This window comes from Richelia intracellularis HH01 (assembly GCF_000350105.1).
In the GTDB taxonomy this organism is placed as follows: Bacteria; Cyanobacteriota; Cyanobacteriia; order Cyanobacteriales; family Nostocaceae; genus Richelia; species Richelia intracellularis.
On record NZ_CAIY01000031.1, the window covers coordinates 1 to 20,563 of the forward strand.

A 20,563-nucleotide genomic window follows, 5' to 3' on the forward strand; every position below is an offset into this window, starting at 1 on the left:
TTTCGAGAAAAATACTTTCTATATTTTTCTCCTTGCTAAATATTCATGTTACAATTACTACTATGATTTATATAATTATGCTATAAGTATTTCATATTATCCTGATGAAACTTATTGATTTCATAAGGATTAATGCTATCTACACATATTTACTTGTGTCTAGGTTCTCTTTATATAAAGAAAATAATTTTCAAGTACACTCTTGGATAAATTAAATATTAATAGAAATTTATTAGGAATCAATTGTTAAATTTACTTGTATAAGTTTACATTATTCCTACATGCATATTGCATATATATATTTATGATTATCTTCATTAAACTTTATTAGTATTTTTGTCATCTCAAGACTTTTTTGATAATGAATCATCGAAATTCAAGGAAAACTTTTTATTTTAAATTTAAAGCCTAATTAATTTGGAGTTAGTTTACTAAAACCCAAAAAATGATCTGGTGTCAATGATTGATGATTGTTTATCCCGAACATTTGCTAAAAATGAGTAATTTAATATAGCTGAGTATATTAATTAATATAAGTTATGGAACTATGGTTAATAGATAAGGAGTGGTCTTATATAAATAGAGGACTGAGTTTGACAGTGCTGATCGCATTGTCTGCCACTATCACTGTTTCTTGTGGTAAGAACAGTAATGTTTTAATCACAGAAATTGGAGTAAATCCCCTTCGTCGTCCTTCATCACAACCATTAGAAGCTAGTGACTTTCACATACAAGGACAATATAAACATCTAAGAGGTGATGCACAAGGGGCAGTTGCAGACTATACTAGGGCAATTCGACTTAATCCTAAATTTGGTGCGGCTTATAATAGTCGGGGGTTAGTACATTTTGATACAGGTAATAGGGAAGCTGCTGTATCAGACTATAATCAGGCTATTATAATTAATCCAAATGATGCAGAAGCTTATAATAACCGTGGGAACGCTCGTGCAGCGGGAGGTGACCAAAGTGGAGCAATTAAAGATTACAATCAGGCCATTAAGATTCGACCCAGATATGCTCGAGCTTATAACAATCGTGGTAATGCTCTTTCAGCTAAAGGAGATCTAAAAGGGTCAATCCTAGATTTTAATCAAGCTATTGCTATAAATCCTAGATATGCTGTTGCCTATAGTAATCGTGGTAATGCCTACTATGGGGAGAGAAACTACCAAAGTGCTATTGCAGATTATAATCAAGCAATCCTGATTAACCCTAAGTTTGCAGCAGCCTATAATAATAGAGGCAATGCTCGTGCTGCTCAAAGTGATAAACAGGGGGCCATTGCAGATTTAAAAATGGCAGCCAATTTTTTTAAACAGCAAAACAATCAACCCTTGTATCAAAAAGTAATGGATAACATCAGAGAACTGAGATAATACTGTAAGTCTATACCCATCTGATTGTATGAGTAATATTCCCCAATTAGGAAAGTTAGCCCCTAATTTTTCTGCTTTTTCTCAGAATGGTAATTAAGTTGATTTAGCAACCTTTGCAGGTAATTGGCTAGTAATTTATTTTCACCCTAAAAATAATAACCCTGCTTGTACAGCTGAGGCTAAAGAGTTTGCATTTCTAAACATATATTTTTCTCTATTAGAAGCTATTATTGTAGGCATCAGCACTGATTCTGCTGAATCTCATCGTGTATTTATCGGTAGAAAAAAACTATCACTGGTTTTGTTGAGCGATGCCAAGCACCATATCACAGAAGCATATGGTCTTTGGCAATTGAAGAAATTCATGGGAAAAGAATATATAAGTATAGTTCGTTTGACTTTTTTAATTGGTACTAATTAATACTAGTGGGATAATAGTTAATATATGGCCAAGTATAAAAGTAAAAGGTTATGCTGAAAATGCTTTAGCAAAAATTCAAGAACTATCATGCTTGGGTATTAACGTATGGATGGCTATACGTATATTTCAATTATCTAATTTAGAGTTTTTGGTTTTTATCCAAAAAAATTACTTTTGCCAAATTGCACTGAAAATTTTGTTTCTTAAAGAGTATTTATTGTTATTGATTAATAATGGCTAAATAGGATTGATATATACTGAATATTGGATTCAAAGCTCATTAACTATGATACTTTATCTTTGGTTGGAAGCTATAAATTAGACTTGAAAATCATACCATTTCCAAGTAGTGATATTGTTTGGGTAACTGTATGTTATGGCTTATGAATATTCATAGTTGTAATATCTGAAGATATTTTAGCACAAAGCAAGACTTAAGCTTTAGAGAAAGAGCACCAACTATAATTCAAACAGAAACATTAAACCTACTAGTAGATAAACACCTCAAAGTTATGATTACCATGTTAATCCTGTAGTTAAGAATGGAAAACTAGTAAATCCTATTCGGAATTCTCCGATTAAGCCTTTGTTGATAAAGTGTTGGAAATATTTTCCACATGTTGTTTTACATACTATGCGTTTACATGTATAAGAGTCTACAGATAGATATACGATAAAACAGGAAAAAATAAATGAGAATTATTATGAGGAATATAAAAATTAATGGCTACTTGACGGAAAACTGAGAGTAAGCTTAGAAAAATAATTATACAAAACAGCTGTAATGATTTCCTATAATTACTTAATGAAAGCATCAATCCTTTTGATCTGGCAGGAGGAGAATATAGAATATTCACTAAGAATGTTGTTATAGTCACAAAAACTAGCTGAGGATTAGAGTTTGCTAGTGTAGTACTTTATAATAATTTTCCCTACGAAGTACTTTTCATTATTTTCTCATCAGGTGGTGTTACCTAATAGCTATCTTGTAACATCAAATTGGAAAATTGCTTAAGCTCAATTATAACTAGTGGTAATTTTTCAAATGGCCTTGTGGAGATTGATGGTAAGTGTGGAGAAGGAACAGAAAAATATATCCCCAATGTTTGTTATCTCAACTTGACAGTAGATTAATGATTCCTCTGGATTCTTCTATATTAGTAAATATTAATTACCTAGGGTGATGATAATTGCTATCCTAATAAAGGATTAGCCAAGAGCCTTGCAACACAGGCTCAATTAAAACAAAATTATTCTAGATGTAGAAGGATATTGTCTAATTACAAAGCCTAAAAGGAAATAATAACTGTTACTATTTTGTATTAGGTTAAACAAGTAGAATGTACGCAGCAATGTCAAGGTATTTGTAGTCAAAAGTCTGAGCTCATGAATGCCATTCTATACTTTGGGGTATTGGTAGAATTGCTGCAAATATTACATTCATGAATATAATGCTTGTTCTCAGTAGTGCTATAACTCCTATACCGCTTGATACAATTTCTATTGTGCAGAAAAACCTATCAGCAATAACTGTAAATTTCAATAATTCAGGTTGTTCACAATACTTATTTATCTGAGGAAACCTGAAATAATTTAATTTCATTTTCTCCTTCTCTTAAAATAATTTACTCTTATATTTTTTTAATTTGGCTATCACCATAGCAGAAATCGACTGAAAATTTTATGCCAGAAATACGTCAATCTATTGCCCAGCACTACCACAAACGAACAAAGTATGATCCTGAAACCATCACTAAAAAAAGTCAGGGTTTAGATTGGTCTAAACAACCTGTTCCATTTAAAGAGTATAAGATTGGTTCTGCTTTCGATCTTAAACCTTATCTACAGAACAAACCTGAGTCTTATACAAGTGATTCTAAAATAAGACAATGGCAAAGACTTTCCCGACTGCTATTTTCCAGCTATGGGTTAACAGCAAAAATGCCCTCTTTAGGTAGTGCAGTCTATCTGCGTTCAGCACCTAGTGCAGGTGGCTTATACCCTGCGGAAGTTTACTTGGTTTCTCGTGGTACGTCCATACTACCTTCCGGATTATATAACTACCAATGTCGTAGCCATTCGCTCATGCATTTTTGGGAAAGTGATATATGGCGGGATTTACAAGAAGCTTGTTTATGGCATCCAGCTCTGGAAGGCACCCAGTTAGCAATTATTGTAACTGCTATTTTCTACCGTTCTCAATGGCGTTATGAAGATAGAGCTTATCGTCGTATTTGCCTAGATACAGGGCATTTATTGGGTAATATTGAGTTGGCTGGTAGCATTACCGACTATCGTCCCCATTTAATCGGTGGTTTCGCTGATGATGCGGCCAATGAGCTATTGTATATTAATCCTCAGCAAGAAGGTGTGATTGCAGTATTACCCCTGGCAGATTTGTTGGACATTCAACAAAATTTGCCTGCATGGAATACAGCCTTACCTTCTAGAACAGATACTGACTATCCTCAAATCTCTGATGGCGAACTCCTAAACTATTTTCATCAATCGACCAGAATTCAACTGGGTACAACTGGCAATGTGAATTTGCCAGTTGTACAGGCAGAAAAATCTCTAGAAGACAAATACAATTTCCCTTTTTGCCAAAAAATTTCTACGGTCACTAATCCAATTTACTGGGGAGAAAACCTGGAAGATTTAGAACTAAATATACATCAACGACGTTCTACTAGAGCCTACAGTGGAGAGGATCTAACTCTAGATGAGCTCAAAGCTCTACTCAACTTCACTTACCAACCCCAAGATTATATAAACCAAAATTTAGATAACTGTCCTGACTATTTCGATTTAAGTTTAATTGAGACCTTTATTGTTTGCTCAGGAGTAGAAGGCTTAGAAACAGGTTGTTATTATTATGCTCCTAAAGCCCAGGAACTAAGACAAATTCGATTTAAGAATTTTCGCCGAGAACTTCACTTTCTCTGCCTGGGACAAGAACTAGGGAGGGATGCAGCAGCAGTATTATTCCATACAGCAGACTTAAAATCTGCTGTTAACCAATATGGTGATCGTGTTTATCGTTACCTACATATGGATGCAGGACATCTAGGTCAAAGGCTAAATTTAGCAGCTATAAGACTACATTTGGGGGTAAGTGGAATTGGTGGTTTTTTTGATGACCAGGTGAATGAAGTCTTGGGTATTCCTGAAGACGAAGCAGCACTTTACGTTACTACTCTTGGTCGCCCCAGATAGTTTGAGTTAAGATTTTGGGTTGGCAATTAAGCGTAATAAGTTTAGTTGCTTAAGCATAACTTGTTTCAATTTTAAATTCTCCTTGTTTTTCTGCTGTTTCTGCTTCCCATTCAATATGACTCAATAATTTTGGTAAAGTTTTGGTTAAGGTTAATTTTTGTTCATAAAACTGGGAAAATCTAACTCATAGCAATTTAAATATTGGCAATATGGCAGCGTTGATCAAAAGAGATTTATTAAGTCTGACAGAACTTAGTTCCACTGAAGTTCAAGAAATATTGCAACTGGCCACTAAACTAAAATCCCAAGATTTGGATTTACGGTGTAATAAAATATTAGGCTTATTGTTTTCTAAGGCTTCCACACGCACCAGAGTCAGTTTTACAGTGGCAATGTATCAATTGGGTGGACAGGTAATCGACCTTAACCCTAATGTAACTCAGGTGAGTCGTGGTGAACTCGTACAAGATACAGCACGTGTACTGGATAGGTACTTAGATATTTTAGCAATTCGCACCTTTGCTCAAGATGAGTTAGAGACATTTGCCAAATATGCCCAAATTCCTGTTATTAATGCATTAACTGATAAAGAACACCCTTGTCAGATTTTGGCAGACTTAATGACTATCCAAGAGCACTTTGGCAAATTTACTGATTTGACTTTGACTTATGTGGGTGATGGAAACAACATTGCAAACTCCTTGATGTTGGGTTGTTCTTTAGTGGGAATGAATATACGAATTACAACCCCCCGTGGTTATGAACCTGATGAAGTGGTTGTAGAGAAAGCAAAAGTAATTGCCAATGATAAAGCTCAAATTTCTATTATTCAAGATCCTACAGTCGCAATACAAGGAGCAAATATAATTTACACTGATGTTTGGACAAGTATGGGACAAGAAAATCAAGCTAAGGAGCGTAACTCCGTTTTCCAACCCTATCAAATCAATACTCAACTATTAACCCTTGCGGACAAGGATGCTATTGTTTTACACTGCCTCCCTGCTCACCGCGGTGAAGAAATTACTGACGAAGTTATTGAAGGTTCTCAATCCCTGGTGTGGGAACAAGCAGAAAATCGAATGCACGTACAAAAAGCCTTATTAGCAAGTATTTTAGGTTTGGAAAACTCTTAAATCCCAAATTTATAATGCAGGGAGTGCACTTTTATAGTACCAATGTTCTTAAGAGTATTTATCTTGTATCTCCCTCAAAGTAATGGAAAAACTAACAGAAGCACAACAGGAATTGTATGATTGGTTAAAGAACTACATTCGCGTTTGTCAGCATTCACCTTCAATTAGACAAATGATGCAGGCCATGAAATTAAAATCCCCAGCACCAATTCAGAGCCGCTTGGAACACTTACGTAATAAAGGATATATTGAGTGGAGTGAGGGTAAAGCTAGGACTATTCGAATATTAAAATCTTGTAAGTCATCTATTCCAGTATTAGGAGTAATTGCAGCTAGTGGTTTGTTAGAACCATCCACAGATACCTTAGAACAGATTGATTTCACAAATCTAAACTTGCCTGCTCATACCTATGCCCTACGGATCAATGGTAATAGCATGATCGAAGACTCCATCCTAGATGGTGATTTAGTATTTTTATCACCTGTACTAGAAACAAGCCTAATTAAAAATGGCACAATCGTAGCAGCTAAGGTAGAAGGGCATGGTACTAGTTTAAAACAATTTTATCGCCAGGGGGATAATATCACCCTTAAGCTGGCAAATCCTCAATACCAATCTATAGAAGTTTCTATTGTACAAGTGGAAGTACAGGGTTCTCTTGTGGGTATCTGGAGACATTACCAGTGATTTTAGGTATAGGGAAAGATAAACTAAATAAAGGCCATACAATATGGTTTTGCAGTACAGCATATCAAATGTTTAAAACATAGTTATTGTTAATGTAATGGGATTGGGTAAGGTAATTATGATTCTAGATATAAACATAGAAATTTTTTCATGCTAATTGATTTACTTATATAAATACATTAGTTTAAAGTTTAAAACGCTAATTTTTTTTGGAGCTCCTTAGTGTAAACAAGTATGGACTGGCATATTAGTAATATTCACATGTAAATATTTTATCCTCTCTTATCAATAAGAGCAAAGTGGAAACTACTATAAATACTAGTATCCCTAGTCTAGATTTGCCTACATCCATCCAAATTCTTCAGTCCGTGGATATTCCATATTAGAAAAATACAGACTTAAAATCTGACAATAGGTGAGTTAAAGATAGTTATAGATAATATATATTCAAATAATTGTTGATTTATCTGTGAAAATTTGGCCTAGAAATTATGTTCTAACTATTAAGCATTCTTTATCTATATGCTAGATATGTTTTTATCTCTAAGAGCAGTAGAAAATCAAATGGTTGATAAAATTCACTACTAATTAATCCTATTTAGCTCAAGGCTCATTATTTTTTTACGTAAATTGTATATATTAAGACAAGTAGGGTATTATGGTATTGGGGAAAAATGCATAAACTGGCTGACTAATACATTTTCCCCAATGCAATTTTCTTAGGTGTAAGTAAATATAATCTCAGTAGTATTAACTTTTATAAATATAATATTTTTAATGTTATTTATAATACCTCTATAGATAGAGGTACTGATTTTATAATGGATAACCATACAATAAAAGTTTATAGATAACTATCAAAAATAGATGTTTAAATATTATCGCAAGCACAATGATGTCAAGGAATAAGGGCCCATCATAAATGATGATATATAAATTTATCTTATTCTATATATTTAAAACTAAATATAAGCAATTTAAGTGAGTAACTATACAGTTTATCAAATTGAAATATTCGTCAAAAACCCTGAGCATGTAACTGTGCCAGTAGCAACAAATCGTATAGGGATTAAAAATCTGCTATTTCTTGAAGCTGCTGTAATTAGTCATTATTAATATCAGTTTCATTGGCCTAATTATTAATTTATTATTTATTTATCATTCAATTTATATTCAGGGGTTTCAAAATTTTACGATTTGATTTACTATTACATATAGTATCTACGATACTAGCCAAAACATGCTTTATCTGATAATTAATTACTACCTGTATTATCAAATTTTAGTGCTAGTAATTACTGGTACTATATGTAAATGCATAATATTAGTAAATAGATTTCCTAATACAAAAATATTTCTAAAAGCATTCTATTTTTCTGAAATATATTGGTATGAAATTATGCGTAGTAGCTTTTCTGTATCTTGATATTTTCGTAACCTAAAATTAATTTAAATTAATGTAAAAATAGGTTAAGAATGAAGTTCACTTATATATCAATATTTGTAAAAATATAGTTTTATTTTAGTTTGTACCAGTTCCCATAAATAATTTTATCATCGTAGATGATAAATAGAATATAATATATTCTTAGCTATAGTATATATCTTTATCTATCTCTTCATTATTTTTAGGTATTTTTTTATTAAGGTGAACTAAAGTATTTATTGTTCATAACTTAATGATTACCAATAAAATTCAATAGTAAATTAGGAAAAGATACGAAAATATGACATAATTATGGGTGATTATTCTTCGAGTTTCAGCTAATAACACTCCACTAAAATACCAATTTCTATATCTATGTTATTATTATGATTAGTTTCCCCTAATGATTTAAATTGAAAAGCAAAACTCTCCCTTCATACAATCGAACAGCAGATATTTTAGTGTAAACCAAATCCGTTCTTCATACAAATAATTCAAATTATTTCTTATGCTATCTACTTGAGTGCATAACTGGAGTTGTATATTCTTCGCATTGGGAAGAAGAATTTCCATATCTAAAATTTTAATTCTCAAGATTTATTAATAAGTTAATCATCCCTTATCTTTGAAATACCGTATATAAATTACGGATAAATCGGATAAAAATTTCGTTGTTTAATAGTTTAGTTATCATGAAAATTGTTATGGATATTTATTAATTATTTATAAACCTTGGTTTGATTAATTACAGTTACTAACTGTTTGGTAATTTCCTTAGCCAGGAATATTTTGAATTGAACTAGAGATAAACAATATTTGCCCACATTGTACAATCAACCCATTAGCCTGTTACCAATATAAGTTGAAAACTATAAATAATTAAAAATAACCGAATACATACTAGGTGAGCCCATGAACAGATAATGTTCCTGAATAGGTAAATAGCCCAAGAAATAATGAGCCCCAAAACCTTATTATGCTGCAGGAGCACATTTTCATACTAGACATTTATACACATTGCTATTTTTGTGTTGTTGCTAAATAATAAGTCACAAGTTAATCTTCTCTAACTCTAAACTAGTTTGTCTATCTTGTAACTTATCTCAATAAATAACCTATCCCCATAATCCATAGTACAGTTTATTTCGTGCTTACCATAAACCCAATATAGTAATAGAGATGTTCCTATTACTCTTAAAGAATGCATCTGAAATGTTTAAGTTTAACAGCGATAGTTATGACTGTCAGTTGTTGATGCATAGGGTATTTGGAAATCAGTATTAACACTTGTTAGACATTAGATACTCAAAATATTTTAAGCTATTTACACTTAGAATATTGGCATAGCTACTCCTATTATTAAAATGCTAAGCTTCACTTAATATGTCCTTGAGCTGTTCACTTGTTCATCAAAATCCAAAATAACAATTTCATGCTGTTTGATACTGTTCAAGACGATGCAATTGAGTATTTTTTAATCATTCCAGTCACCCCTAGGTGGTATGCGTATCCTTCTGGGAGTACGAGTCAGCTCATCATCTCGACTATTTTCACCCCTTAGCCACTGTCTAATTGCTACCTCGATAACTTTACTGGGGTCGTTCGTCAAGTGTTGAATTTGTTCTAGGAGTTCAGAATCCAAATGAATAGTAATTTCGACCTTATTGGCAAATTTTTGATTGGCCTGGGTAGCTGTACTAGCTGTCTCTTTTGTGTCTTTCATATTCATTGGGCTAGGATGCTCTGATAGTATTCTTCTCAAGACTTTATAAAAATTTTAGTGCTCTTATCATCCAGGATTATTATTACTACATGGATTTTATCTATTGAGTTTGCATTGTAAAATGCTTCATGTATATTGTACGTTGATGTTTGACAAATGCCATTACCTATACTTAAACCCTCATACTATTTGTATATGCTAGCTCCCTTTCCAACTCCCCATATCTAGGTTTAAACCATAAGTTTCTATTCTTGTACTGTAGATTACAGTTAATAAAACATAGGCTTAAGAGTGTCTGAATTTTCTGTTTTCCCATAAATGGGGGGCATCTTTGTTCATAAGGAATTAATATACTTAAAGTAACTACGTTTTTCTTTCAAGTTGCTGGTGGGGCAAATTAAAGTATATGACTGATGTTCCCGTAAATCACATTCGTAATTTCTGTATTATTGCCCATATAGACCACGGGAAATCAACCCTTGCTGATCGCCTGTTACAAGCTACTGGTACCGTGGAAAACAGGCAAATGAAAGAACAGTTCCTTGACAATATGGATTTGGAAAGAGAGCGCGGCATTACAATTAAGTTGCAAGCTGCTCGGATGGATTATCAAGCAGAGAATGGACAGAAGTATGTACTAAATCTGATTGATACTCCTGGACACGTGGATTTTTCTTATGAGGTATCCCGTTCTTTAGCAGCTTGCGAAGGAGCTTTGCTTGTTGTGGATGCTTCGCAAGGTGTGGAAGCACAAACCCTAGCTAATGTTTATTTGGCTCTGGAACACAATCTGGAAATCATTCCTGTTTTAAATAAAATTGACTTGCCTGGTGCCGAACCAGATCGAGTGGTTGGGGAAATAGAAGAAATGATTGGTTTAGATTGCAGTAATGTAATTCATACTTCTGCAAAAGAAGGTATTGGCATTGATGGGATTTTAGAGTCAATTGTTCAGCATATACCATCTCCCCACAATACTATAGAAAAGCCGTTAAGGGCACTGATTTTTGATAGCTACTATGATAGCTATCGGGGTGTAATTGTCTATTTCCGGGTTATCGATGGGACTGTAAGAAAAGGTGATCGTGTTTACTTGATGGCATCAAACAAAGAATATGAAATAGGTGAGTTGGGTGTACTTTCTCCCAATCAGAAACCAGTTGAAGAGCTTCATGCAGGGGAAGTGGGTTATCTCTCGGCAGCAATTAAAGCTGTTGGTGATGCACGAGTAGGAGATACGATCACTCTGGCTAAAGCCAAGGCTTCAAAAGCATTACCAGGTTATGCAGAAGCAAATCCTATGGTATTCTGCGGTATGTTTCCTATTGACGCTGACCACTTTGAGGATTTACGAGAGGCTTTGAATAAACTCGAGCTTAATGATGCAGCCTTAAAGTTTGAGCCGGAAACTTCTAGTGCCATGGGGTTTGGTTTTCGTTGTGGTTTCTTAGGTTTGCTACACATGGAAATTGTCCAGGAAAGATTGGAACGGGAATACAACCTGAATCTAATCATCACTGCACCTTCTGTAGTTTACCGAATAACAACAGTGAAGGGAGAAAAAATATATATTGATAATCCCAGCCATTTGCCAACTCCTAATAAACTAGAAAAAATTGAGGAGCCCTATGTCCGTGTAGAAATGATTACTCCAGAAGACTTTGTGGGAACCTTAATGGAACTGTCACAAAGTCGTCGAGGTATATTTAAGGATATGAAGTATCTTATTCGTGGTCGTACCACTCTAACTTATGAATTGCCATTGGCAGAAGTAGTTACTGACTTTTTTGATCAAATAAAATCGCGAACACGGGGTTATGCCAGTATGGAATATAATCTGATTGATTACCGAGAAAATCCCTTGGTAAAGTTGGATTTAATGATTAATGGCGATCCTGTAGACTCGTTAACCATGATTGTCCATCAAGATAAAGCTTATAGTGTGGGTAGATCTATGGCTGAGAAACTCAAGGAACTTATACCTCGTCACCAGTTTAAAGTTCCTATTCAAGCAGCAATCGGTAGCAAGGTTATCGCAAGCGAACATATTCCAGCCTTGAGGAAAGATGTACTTGCAAAGTGTTATGGTGGTGACATTAGCCGAAAGAAAAAACTGTTACAAAAACAGGCAAAAGGTAAAAAGCGGATGAAGGCTGTTGGTACTGTTGATGTACCTCAAGAGGCATTTATGGCTGTTTTACGTTTAGACCAACAGTAAAAATTATTAAGTATAGTATGGAAGATATTTTTATTTCCTACTTTACACTTCCTGTATTGTTTATTCTGTAGAAAATGCCGTGGTATCATAGAGGCGTTTTTTCTTAGTCAATCTAGAGTTACTATTATATAGTAGGGGGAAATATATTTCATTTACCTTCTTCAATCCTCTATAAAACCTATTTTCTAAAGTTCATAATTGATTCTGGGTTTATAAGAAATATACCTGAGAATAGTTATATTGTAAGAACTATACATCGAAAATAACAGAGTATTTAACCTGTTAAAGGAATACTTTGTATGTTCTATCACAACCCCTCATTGTAATATTCCCATAATTTCTCCACAATTCGCAGTATTTTTCATATAGATGTTATAAAAATCTGCAAGATAATTATTATTGAAGTGATTGCCGCAAAGTAATTATGCATTGCTTATATTTTGGTTTAGTTATGAATTACTTGCATACAACTAATTTAAAAACTCAGGTGTTCTTTTAACAGGTTAAATACTCTGTTATTTTCGATGTATAGTTCTTACAATATAACTATTCTCAGGTATATTTCTTATAAACACAATAACCATTAGATAATCTATTTAGTGAGAAATGCATATTTTTAAGTTAGCCTCTTCGAGTTGATTAGCATCTAGTAATCGTAGGTTTGCAGAATGTAAATTGGCTCTTGCAATTGTCCTAATTTAATTAATTTTTATGGAAATTAAGCCATAAATCTATTAATTATGATGAGAAGCATAAGCTTAGCAAATAAGAATTATCTTATGCGCAAGTAAAATTTCTCACAAAAAAATACCTGGCTTTACAGGTAAAATTAGATAAGCACAAACAATAAAAACTATTACTTATCCAAGTAGAATTAGGTGTAAATATATTGACTGAAAAAATCAAACTGATTTAAATAATAATTTTTGTAAAGGGAGAGTAAGTTCCACCAAAGTTTGTTAACCAAATTATAAGTAATTTCAATCAACAATTAAATTGCTCTTGACTAGAAGGTAGAGCACTATGAGCGAGACTTAATAAAATGGGATATGAAAACAAACAAATAGAAATCGCAGCATTTCTTAGAATCTATCCATTTCCCAAACTCTGGAAGAACTAATACTTGCAACTATCTTGCTTTCTGGTGTTTTTTTTACTCACACCACACTGCTATTTCTACCATATTAGTAGGTTTTTATATGAGCGAACAAAGATCCAATTGTATTTCTCCAGGGGTAATTGCAGCAGTTTCCGCCGCCGTTGTTACTGCCAGTGGAATTGTAGCTTTTGTGGCCTGGAACTCCGGCAAAAATTTACTATTAGATCCTGGAGTACAAACAACTCAGCCAGTATCTTCTGCTCTAAACAATCGAACATCTCAAGAGAAAGGTCCTAGAATTTATTGGCTTCAAGATAGTGGAAAAAATTTGAAATTGGTTGCCCAATCTTTAAAAGTTTCTATTACTGGAGAACCCAATCAAATTCTAACCAAAGCTTTCCAAATCTTATTTGCAGGACCAACAGAAGGTAAAGGCTCTACCACTATTCCCCTTGGCACTAAGCTTTTAAGCATTAAACAAGAAAATAATAGTGTTTATCTGAACTTATCATCAGAATTTATATCTGGTGGTGGCAGTGCTTCCATGCAAGGTCGTTTAGGTCAGGTGCTTTACACAGCAACCAGCTTAAATAAGAATGCCAATGTTTATATTCAGGTTGATGGCAAACCGCTGAATATTTTGGGTGGTGAAGGTGTAGAACTACAACAGCCTATGACTCGTACAGATTTTAAACAAGAATACCAGCCCTAGTTGAAACCAGCGAGTTGAGAGTTTAGAAGTTAGGAGTTTACTAACAACTAACTTCATTTTCACTCCAATACCTAATATTTTATTTGAATGCCTTATGATAATTTGGGAAACTTCTAAATGGTAATATACTTAATGACAATAACAAATATATATACAGTGAATATATTATTATTGACCTCACCCTAAACTTGTAGGGCCCAGATAGTTAGTTAAATAAGGGGAAAACACCTCATAGATTAATGTTAATGGCTTTCCATAATGCCAAAACAAGTAATGACGACCCCAAAAAGGCCCCGTTTCTCCAAAACCCATTTCTAAGGCATGAGAGTAACCACAATAAATTCCCTGTATATCTCTATATAGTTCAGTACGGATTCTAGCCAGACTAGCCCAAATTGGTAATGAACGATTTTGTAAATATTCATCTACATGAGAAGCTTCCCACCAGGAGCTAGCATAACCTAGTCTTTGACCTGAAGAAGTACATAGCCATACTTGTCTCCTTAATCTTGGGGCTGGGAGGGCTTCTATTAATTCTGGAGCACCATCCAAATCCATACCAATTAAAGACATATCAACCACATCTACTTCTGTAGTTTCCCTAGTTAACAACTGTAAGTGTCTTGTCGGCGAACCATCACCCAAAAGGAGTAATTGCCAAGAAGGTGACAATTGAGAATGGGGTAATCCTTGTTGAACTACTTCCTCTCCCCCTTGCCAGACTGAAGTCAAACGATGCCACTTTGTTGGTGTTTCCAATTAATATGTTGCTGTATAAATTACAGTTGATTTTCTCCAAAAAATTAGACTTCCCATTTTCTACATAGGAGAAGTATTAAATTCAAGTTAACACATAATTCTTGGAAAAACAGAATACTTCTTACGAAAAGTATCAATGCCATAAGATAACTAATGAAATTTCTAACAATGCGGATGGCGAGACTCGAACTCGCAAGGCAAAGCCACACGCCCCTCAAACGTGCGCGTATACCAATTCCGCCACATCCGCCTAGTAGCTGTTTAATTATAGCATGTACCACGACAAATGTATATTCAAGCATACTTAGGTTTAAATATTTGCAAATATTTAAACCTAAGTATGCTTGAATATACAAAATTTATGGAGTCCTCCCATCAAACTGAGAAAAATGGGTGATTGTATATATGGCTATTTAATTTTTAACATAGTCCTTATGAGTAAATTATCAAAATAAATAGCTCATAAAATAAGTCAAGATAATTAGAATGTTAGTGATCTGTTTTGGAAAGTGAGTAGAAGTGAGGAATTTCATTTTTGACTTAAAAGCAAACAAAGTTTATAGAATCAACAAAGTAATTTAATTTATGGCAATTCAGACTTGCTAGTCTCATTTCATAATAGTCTGTGAAATGAAGAGAGGACGTAAATTTAACAGGTTAGACATTAGAATACGAAACAATGAAGTTTGATAAAATATTAATTGCTAATAGAGGAGAAATTGCTTTACGCATTATCCGTTCTTGTGAAGAGATGGGAATTGCAACTGTTGCTGTCCACTCGACTGTTGACCGGGATGCTCTCCATGTGCAGTTAGCAGATGAGGCTGTATGTATTGGGGAACCTCCCAGCGGTAAAAGTTATTTAAACATTCCCAATATTATTGCTGCTGCCTTAACTCGTAATGCTAGTGCAATTCATCCAGGTTATGGCTTTCTGTCAGAAAATGCAAAGTTTGCCGAAATCTGTGCAGATCATGATATTGCCTTTATTGGTCCAACTCCAGAGGCAATTTATTTAATGGGGGATAAATCCACCGCCAAAGAAACGATGCAAAGAGCAGGGGTTCCTACGGTTCCAGGTAGTAATGGGTTGGTGGAATCGGAGGCCGAGGCAATTAGTGTTGCCAAAGAAATTGGTTATCCAGTAATGATCAAAGCTACCGCTGGTGGTGGTGGGCGAGGAATGCGTTTAGTACTCGAGGAAAAGAATTTATTACCATCCCTACAAGCTGCACAAGGGGAAGCAGATGCAGCTTTTGGCAATTCCAATATTTATATGGAAAAATTTATTGAATGTCCACGGCACATTGAATTTCAAATTTTGGCAGACAGTTATGGTAGTGTTATCCACTTAGGAGAACGGGATTGTTCAATCCAACGTCGTAACCAGAAACTTTTAGAAGAGGCACCTAGTGCTGCCCTTACTCCAGAACTACGTCAAATAATGGGAGAGGCAGCAGTCAAAGCTACTAAATTTATTAACTATACCGGAGCCGGGACTATTGAGTTTTTACTAGATGTTCATGGTCAATTTTATTTCATGGAAATGAATACCCGGATTCAAGTAGAACATCCAATTACAGAAATGATTACTGGGGTTGATTTAGTTGCAGAACAAATTAGAATTGCTCAAGGAGAAAAGCTGAAATTGAAACAAGACCAAGTTAACTTAACTGGTCATGCCATTGAATGCCGGATTAATGCTGAAGACCCAGAGCATAATTTTCGTCCAGCACCAGGACGGATCAGTGGTTATTTGCCACCTGGTGGTCCAGGAGTACGGATCGATTCACATGTGTATACTGATTACCAGATTCCTCCATACTATGACTCTTTGATTGGTAAACTGGTGGTCTGGGGCCCTGACCGCTCTACAGCTGTTAATCGGATGAAACGAGCCTTAAGAGAATGTGCTATTACCGGATTACCAACAACCATTGGATTCCACCAGAAAATCATGGAAAATCCCCATTTCCTCACAGGGCAAGTTTATACTAACTTTGTGCAAGAAATGATGAATTAATTAGAAGTTAGATTAGAGATTGGATTTTGGATAAAAGTCAAAATAGCAGAAATTCCCAAAATCTATCTATAATTTTGGTACCTAGGTTATAAATTCTGAGCCTTTAACTTTTTATCTATTGATAACCAAGTGTAAATGCTATTTACTACTTCATTGTAAGCGGGTAAGCATAGTGATTAATCCCTGTTGACCCAGGAGTATTTCTCGTAGCAAACTAAAAATCCCCACCCAAATGACTGGGGTAATGTCCACGCCACCTAAAGGTGGTACTAATTTACGCAAGGGAATTAAGAATGGTTCAGTAGGCCAGGCTACAATAATAAAAGGCAACTGTTTTAAATTTACTTGGGAATACCAAGTTAAAACTATCCGTAAAATAAATAGTAAGGTCATCAAAGCTAAAATGGGGCCAAGTGTCCAAGTAGTAATAGTGGTCGCATTCATAATGTATCTAGCTTTGTTTTCTTTGTTCTGAAATTAAAATTGTTGTTAGTCCATATAAAATTAAGCTTTGTAAAGCCCAATATTTTCTATTCTAACCAAAACTCTTCTTATATCCCATTTTTTCCCATGTTGGTATAAGTTAGCCTTACAAAGTTAATACCCCAGTTATTAATTTTAATATCTTTGTTTTCCGCTTCCCAAGGATGTAATAGACAATTAGAATAAGATGGAAGATGTAAAAAAAGGTTGAGTTATCATGACACCTTCTTTAGCAAACTTTCTCTGGAGTCTTGTTTGGGGAGCGGCAATTGTTGTAATTCCTGCAACAGTGGCATTGATTTTTATTAGCCAAAAGGATAAGATAAGACGCTTATAATACTTGAAATATTGGGATTATAAATTTTACAGTCAAATTCATAGCTAGAAAATTTAGTCAACTGCAAAATGCTTTATACATCTGTATTAAGAACATATGTGTCTTATTTATTTTTTGCTGAATTGAGAACTAAATTATCTCTAGTCAATGGCTTCAAGGCATGCTTAATGCTTTGAAGCTTTAATATTATTTAATAGCGATAGTAGTAATTTTAATTTTGGGTAGTTAGTATAGACTGTATATTAGGGAAGAAAAATGATAATTTTCGGGCTGAACTCAGCCAATATTTTGGCTCAGGTAAATTTTGGGACTAACTCGGCCAGCATTCTAGGTATATTCCTGGCCGTAGCTGGGGCATCTCTGTACTTTTTGCGTTCTGTTCGTCCAGAGCTATCACGTGATCAGGATATCTTTTTTGCTGCGGTGGGGTTGCTATGTGGTTTTATTCTAATATTTCAAGGTTGGCGTCTAGACCCAATTTTACAGTTTGGACAGCTACTGTTAGTCGGGACTACCGTATACTTCGCATTTGAAAGTATTCGTTTGCGGGGAATAGCTACAGAACAGGCTAAACGCAATACCAAAATAGTGGATGATGAAAGACCTGTTAGCAGTAATTATAGATATAGCAGAAAGTCTGGTTATCGTGCAGAGGTAGAAGCAGAATTAGAATCTCTTCCATATGATGAGGATTATTATCATGAGGATGAACGCCCTCGTGCTCGAATTCCTGGTAGTCAGGATGGTCGTTTATCTCGTGTTGATAAGGACTATTATGATGGCGAAGCCTCTGTTTATTCTGAAAGTATTTGGGGCAAGAGGCCTTCTAAATCAAAAAGAAGGAATCCTGTCAGCTCCAATAAAAGGTATTCAGAAAGGTCGGATAATAGTGATTGGAGCAGCTCTGTTTATAGATTTGATGATGACTTAGATAATTCCATCAAAGACGAAAGAAGAGGAAGAGAAGGAAAAAAATCTTATAGACGCAATAGCAGCAATCCATCCCAGCATTCGGAATACTACCCTAGTGGGGAAGAGATAGCTAACAAGTCCAGAAAACGTTACCGTCTACCTGCAGAAGAATACCCAACTCCGACAATGGCAGATGATTATGCTGTGCCAGTAGAGTATAAATCAATTAAAACTTCAGAGAATGAATCCGACAATTCAACTAATATAGATGATGATTTGTAAATCATCTTTGGTCATGTAGCTCTAGTAATTTAGAATTCATCTAGCTGAAAATGTTAAATAGTGGATGTAAAAACGAGCGATTAGATTATACCTAAAACTAGACCCCAAAGGCAAAATAATTGGGGTCTAAATATTTAATAAGAGCAATTTTAATGTATTGAAAAAAGATTACATTAAATAATATAGACATGCAATTGTTTGCTTATACTCCCCAACAAAATAATAACAAATTATTCTTATTCGTCATTTACTTCATAAGGTTTTAACAATTGAGATTCTTCTCCCCTAAAGATACATCAAGTTGTTTTCTTTGTTAAGAGTAGCTCTCGTACTTAGCGATTGGAAATGTATAGGAAAATTCTTCTCAGAATTGTCAAATCTTCACTTAACTCATGAATCTTTACACAAATAAATTATTTAAACTAATTCAAAACTTATTATTTCAGGGTAAAGTTTCAAGACTATGACTGAAAGCGATGATTCCTCCATGGTGTTTTTTGTCTCTGTTAAATTTCTTATGACTGAATAAAGATACCAAGCTATGCTTACATCAATTGTGGGTAAATTACTGATAAACACAATTATTTGAAAATCTTTATGATTATTAAATAATCTGTAGTCATAAATCGAGAAAAGTTTCTTGCATAGAGTTTGCAGCAATTATACATAGAAAATTTCAACTAATTAAGCTAACATTGCAATTATTGGTCGAGAAGTTTTCAGCTTAATTAATCAAGCTAAAATCCCGTCAGTACTAAGTTACTCAAACTTAAAAAAATATAAAAATTAAGTATTTAAGAAATACTTCAATGAAGCTATAGTATTTAACATCTGAGTTTCAACTACTGAGTGCTTCTAGAAAAGTTTCTTGGAAATATAAAATTAAGTCTAATAATTATTGCAAATCATACAATGCAAAATCAAGTTAATTAAATCTTCGGTAAAAAAATTAGGAAAACTTGACTGAAATAACTAATAGTGTAGGGAGCAACCTACAACATAATTAGCCAGATCTGAGTTAGTCATTCTCACAATCACATTGAAATATAAATATTTACCTGTATGGAAACGTATTCATGAAGAAGATATAGCTTTTCTAATTCTCACATTATTATCAAAATGTAACATTTCCATACTCTGCCAACCATAAACTCCTTCAATTTGTTGATGACAGCATTCAATGGCAAAATCATTGAATTCTTCCAATTTAATAGAATACATTTCCTGAAATATTCCTGGTTCAACACAACAAAAACGGGGACGGTTAGAATAAATATTGCATTCTCTAGTATTATGATCAAAATTAATGCACCATCCTCCTTCCCCTATCATACTCAGATATAACTCCAACTCTTTCGGAGACAAGTAATCACAAATATCTGGACGTTCCTCTAGACTTAGATTACAGCAGGCTCCACAGCACTTTACACATTGCCAAGTTGCCATATTACTAACCTTTGCTAATATTCAGGATTTTACTATTATGCTTCATTCTTTTATACTTTTATTAAGTAAATTAAAATACACCTCCTACAGACAGATATTATTGTCTTTGGGGTTAATTACCGAGTAAATAAATGTTTATAGGAGTATGAGGAAAAGAAATGTTTGAAGCTCTAGTTAACATCAACTTTGAAGTTATTTTCCAACTGCTGTTTGTATCATTGATAATGTTAGCTGGTCCTGTGGTTATTTTCGTGTTGGCATTTCGCAATGGTGACATGTAAGACTTATGGGCTCTAGGCAAAT

At 34.2% G+C, this 20,563-nt stretch carries 16 protein-coding genes and 1 tRNA gene; 12 read left to right on the forward strand and 5 right to left on the reverse strand.

All coding sequences use genetic code 11. The annotated features are described in order from the left end of the window. Positions 1-539: 539 nt before the first annotated feature. The 6 genes from RINTHH_RS03635 to RINTHH_RS11335 all read left to right on the forward strand — a co-directional run bounded on the left by RINTHH_RS03635 (position 540) and on the right by RINTHH_RS11335 (position 7,956). Positions 540-1,379 (forward strand): tetratricopeptide repeat protein, encoded by an 840-nt coding sequence (locus tag RINTHH_RS03635; RefSeq protein ID WP_044304549.1) that lies wholly within the window; start codon positions 540-542, stop codon positions 1,377-1,379. A gap of 133 nt (positions 1,380-1,512) precedes the next feature. Then, positions 1,513-1,800: a peroxiredoxin gene (locus tag RINTHH_RS11170; protein ID WP_231291153.1), complete on the forward strand. Its 288-nt coding sequence runs from the start codon at positions 1,513-1,515 to the stop codon at positions 1,798-1,800. A 1,683-nt stretch (positions 1,801-3,483) separates the two neighbouring features. Beyond that, positions 3,484-5,016 (forward strand): SagB/ThcOx family dehydrogenase, encoded by a 1,533-nt coding sequence (locus tag RINTHH_RS03650; protein ID WP_008233074.1) that lies wholly within the window; start codon positions 3,484-3,486, stop codon positions 5,014-5,016. 209 nt (positions 5,017-5,225) lie between these two features. Further along, positions 5,226-6,152, forward strand: a complete 927-nt coding sequence (gene argF / locus RINTHH_RS03655) for an ornithine carbamoyltransferase (protein ID WP_008233076.1) — start codon at positions 5,226-5,228, stop codon at positions 6,150-6,152. An 82-nt stretch (positions 6,153-6,234) separates the two neighbouring features. Beyond that, positions 6,235-6,840 carry a transcriptional repressor LexA gene (gene lexA / locus RINTHH_RS03660; RefSeq protein WP_008233077.1) on the forward strand — a complete coding sequence of 202 codons (606 nt, stop codon included), beginning with the start codon at positions 6,235-6,237 and terminating at the stop codon, positions 6,838-6,840. Between the two features lie 981 nt (positions 6,841-7,821). Further along, positions 7,822-7,956 (forward strand): hypothetical protein, encoded by a 135-nt coding sequence (locus RINTHH_RS11335; protein ID WP_008233078.1) that lies wholly within the window; start codon positions 7,822-7,824, stop codon positions 7,954-7,956. 1,784 nt (positions 7,957-9,740) lie between these two features. On the opposite strand, the gene RINTHH_RS03665 is transcribed toward RINTHH_RS11335, so the two are convergent. Beyond that, a complete protein-coding gene (locus RINTHH_RS03665; protein ID WP_008233080.1) occupies positions 9,741-9,995 on the reverse strand; it encodes a type II toxin-antitoxin system CcdA family antitoxin in 255 nt (84 codons plus the stop codon). A gap of 400 nt (positions 9,996-10,395) precedes the next feature. On the opposite strand from RINTHH_RS03665, the gene lepA reads away from it, so the two are divergent. After that, positions 10,396-12,207 (forward strand): translation elongation factor 4, encoded by a 1,812-nt coding sequence (gene lepA, locus RINTHH_RS03670; RefSeq protein WP_008233081.1) that lies wholly within the window; start codon positions 10,396-10,398, stop codon positions 12,205-12,207. A gap of 1,199 nt (positions 12,208-13,406) precedes the next feature. Further along, positions 13,407-14,018, forward strand: coding sequence for a GerMN domain-containing protein (locus RINTHH_RS03675; protein ID WP_008233082.1), 612 nt, complete (start codon positions 13,407-13,409; stop codon positions 14,016-14,018). Between the two features lie 177 nt (positions 14,019-14,195). Here RINTHH_RS03675 and RINTHH_RS03680 read toward each other — a convergent pair whose 3' ends face one another. Both RINTHH_RS03680 and RINTHH_RS03685 read right to left on the reverse strand, forming a co-directional pair. Continuing rightward, a complete protein-coding gene (locus tag RINTHH_RS03680) occupies positions 14,196-14,777 on the reverse strand; it encodes a chorismate lyase (RefSeq protein WP_008233083.1) in 582 nt (193 codons plus the stop codon). Positions 14,778-14,946: 169 nt separating this feature from the next. Further along, a tRNA-Leu gene (locus RINTHH_RS03685) sits at positions 14,947-15,027 on the reverse strand. Between the two features lie 429 nt (positions 15,028-15,456). Here RINTHH_RS03685 and accC point away from each other — a divergent pair. Continuing rightward, complete coding sequence (gene accC, locus RINTHH_RS03690; RefSeq protein WP_008233084.1) at positions 15,457-16,800, forward strand: acetyl-CoA carboxylase biotin carboxylase subunit; 1,344 nt, start codon at positions 15,457-15,459, stop codon at positions 16,798-16,800. Positions 16,801-16,950: 150 nt separating this feature from the next. Here the strand turns inward: accC and RINTHH_RS03695 are convergent, their stop codons facing one another. Continuing rightward, positions 16,951-17,244, reverse strand: a complete 294-nt coding sequence (locus RINTHH_RS03695) for a YggT family protein (RefSeq protein WP_008233085.1) — start codon at positions 17,242-17,244, stop codon at positions 16,951-16,953. Positions 17,245-17,500: 256 nt separating this feature from the next. Here RINTHH_RS03695 and psbX point away from each other — a divergent pair, with 256 nt between their 5' ends. Together psbX and RINTHH_RS03705 are read left to right on the forward strand one after the other, a co-directional pair. Further along, positions 17,501-17,620, forward strand: coding sequence for a photosystem II reaction center X protein (gene psbX, locus RINTHH_RS03700; protein WP_008227405.1), 120 nt, complete (start codon positions 17,501-17,503; stop codon positions 17,618-17,620). 255 nt (positions 17,621-17,875) lie between these two features. Next, entirely contained in the window at positions 17,876-18,814 is a 939-nt protein-coding gene (locus RINTHH_RS03705; RefSeq protein WP_008233086.1) for a Ycf66 family protein, read from the forward strand. Between the two features lie 1,074 nt (positions 18,815-19,888). Here RINTHH_RS03705 and RINTHH_RS03710 read toward each other — a convergent pair. Beyond that, the gene (locus tag RINTHH_RS03710) at positions 19,889-20,260 is read right to left on the reverse strand and encodes a YkgJ family cysteine cluster protein (protein ID WP_044304557.1); all 372 of its coding nucleotides are present in this window, start codon (positions 20,258-20,260) and stop codon (positions 19,889-19,891) included. 158 nt (positions 20,261-20,418) lie between these two features. Between RINTHH_RS03710 and psb30 the strand changes: the two genes are divergently transcribed. Beyond that, a complete protein-coding gene (gene psb30 / locus RINTHH_RS10360; protein WP_008233088.1) occupies positions 20,419-20,541 on the forward strand; it encodes a photosystem II reaction center protein Ycf12/Psb30 in 123 nt (40 codons plus the stop codon). The last annotated feature ends 22 nt before the right edge of the window (positions 20,542-20,563 follow it).

What these genes read in the sequence shown, in the direction of transcription:
- RINTHH_RS03635 (WP_044304549.1), top strand. Translation starts at nt 540, where the DNA reads ATGGAACTATGGTTAATAGATAAGGAGTGGTCTTATATAAATAGAGGA.
- RINTHH_RS03650 (WP_008233074.1), top strand. Translation starts at nt 3,484, where the DNA reads ATGCCAGAAATACGTCAATCTATTGCCCAGCACTACCACAAACGAACA.
- argF (WP_008233076.1), top strand. Translation starts at nt 5,226, where the DNA reads ATGGCAGCGTTGATCAAAAGAGATTTATTAAGTCTGACAGAACTTAGT.
- lexA (WP_008233077.1), top strand. Translation starts at nt 6,235, where the DNA reads ATGGAAAAACTAACAGAAGCACAACAGGAATTGTATGATTGGTTAAAG.
- RINTHH_RS03665 (WP_008233080.1), bottom strand. Translation starts at nt 9,995, where the DNA reads ATGAATATGAAAGACACAAAAGAGACAGCTAGTACAGCTACCCAGGCC.
- lepA (WP_008233081.1), top strand. Translation starts at nt 10,396, where the DNA reads ATGACTGATGTTCCCGTAAATCACATTCGTAATTTCTGTATTATTGCC.
- RINTHH_RS03675 (WP_008233082.1), top strand. Translation starts at nt 13,407, where the DNA reads ATGAGCGAACAAAGATCCAATTGTATTTCTCCAGGGGTAATTGCAGCA.
- accC (WP_008233084.1), top strand. Translation starts at nt 15,457, where the DNA reads ATGAAGTTTGATAAAATATTAATTGCTAATAGAGGAGAAATTGCTTTA.
- RINTHH_RS03695 (WP_008233085.1), bottom strand. Translation starts at nt 17,244, where the DNA reads ATGAATGCGACCACTATTACTACTTGGACACTTGGCCCCATTTTAGCT.
- psbX (WP_008227405.1), top strand. Translation starts at nt 17,501, where the DNA reads ATGACACCTTCTTTAGCAAACTTTCTCTGGAGTCTTGTTTGGGGAGCG.
- RINTHH_RS03705 (WP_008233086.1), top strand. Translation starts at nt 17,876, where the DNA reads ATGATAATTTTCGGGCTGAACTCAGCCAATATTTTGGCTCAGGTAAAT.
- RINTHH_RS03710 (WP_044304557.1), bottom strand. Translation starts at nt 20,260, where the DNA reads ATGGCAACTTGGCAATGTGTAAAGTGCTGTGGAGCCTGCTGTAATCTA.
- psb30 (WP_008233088.1), top strand. Translation starts at nt 20,419, where the DNA reads ATGTTTGAAGCTCTAGTTAACATCAACTTTGAAGTTATTTTCCAACTG.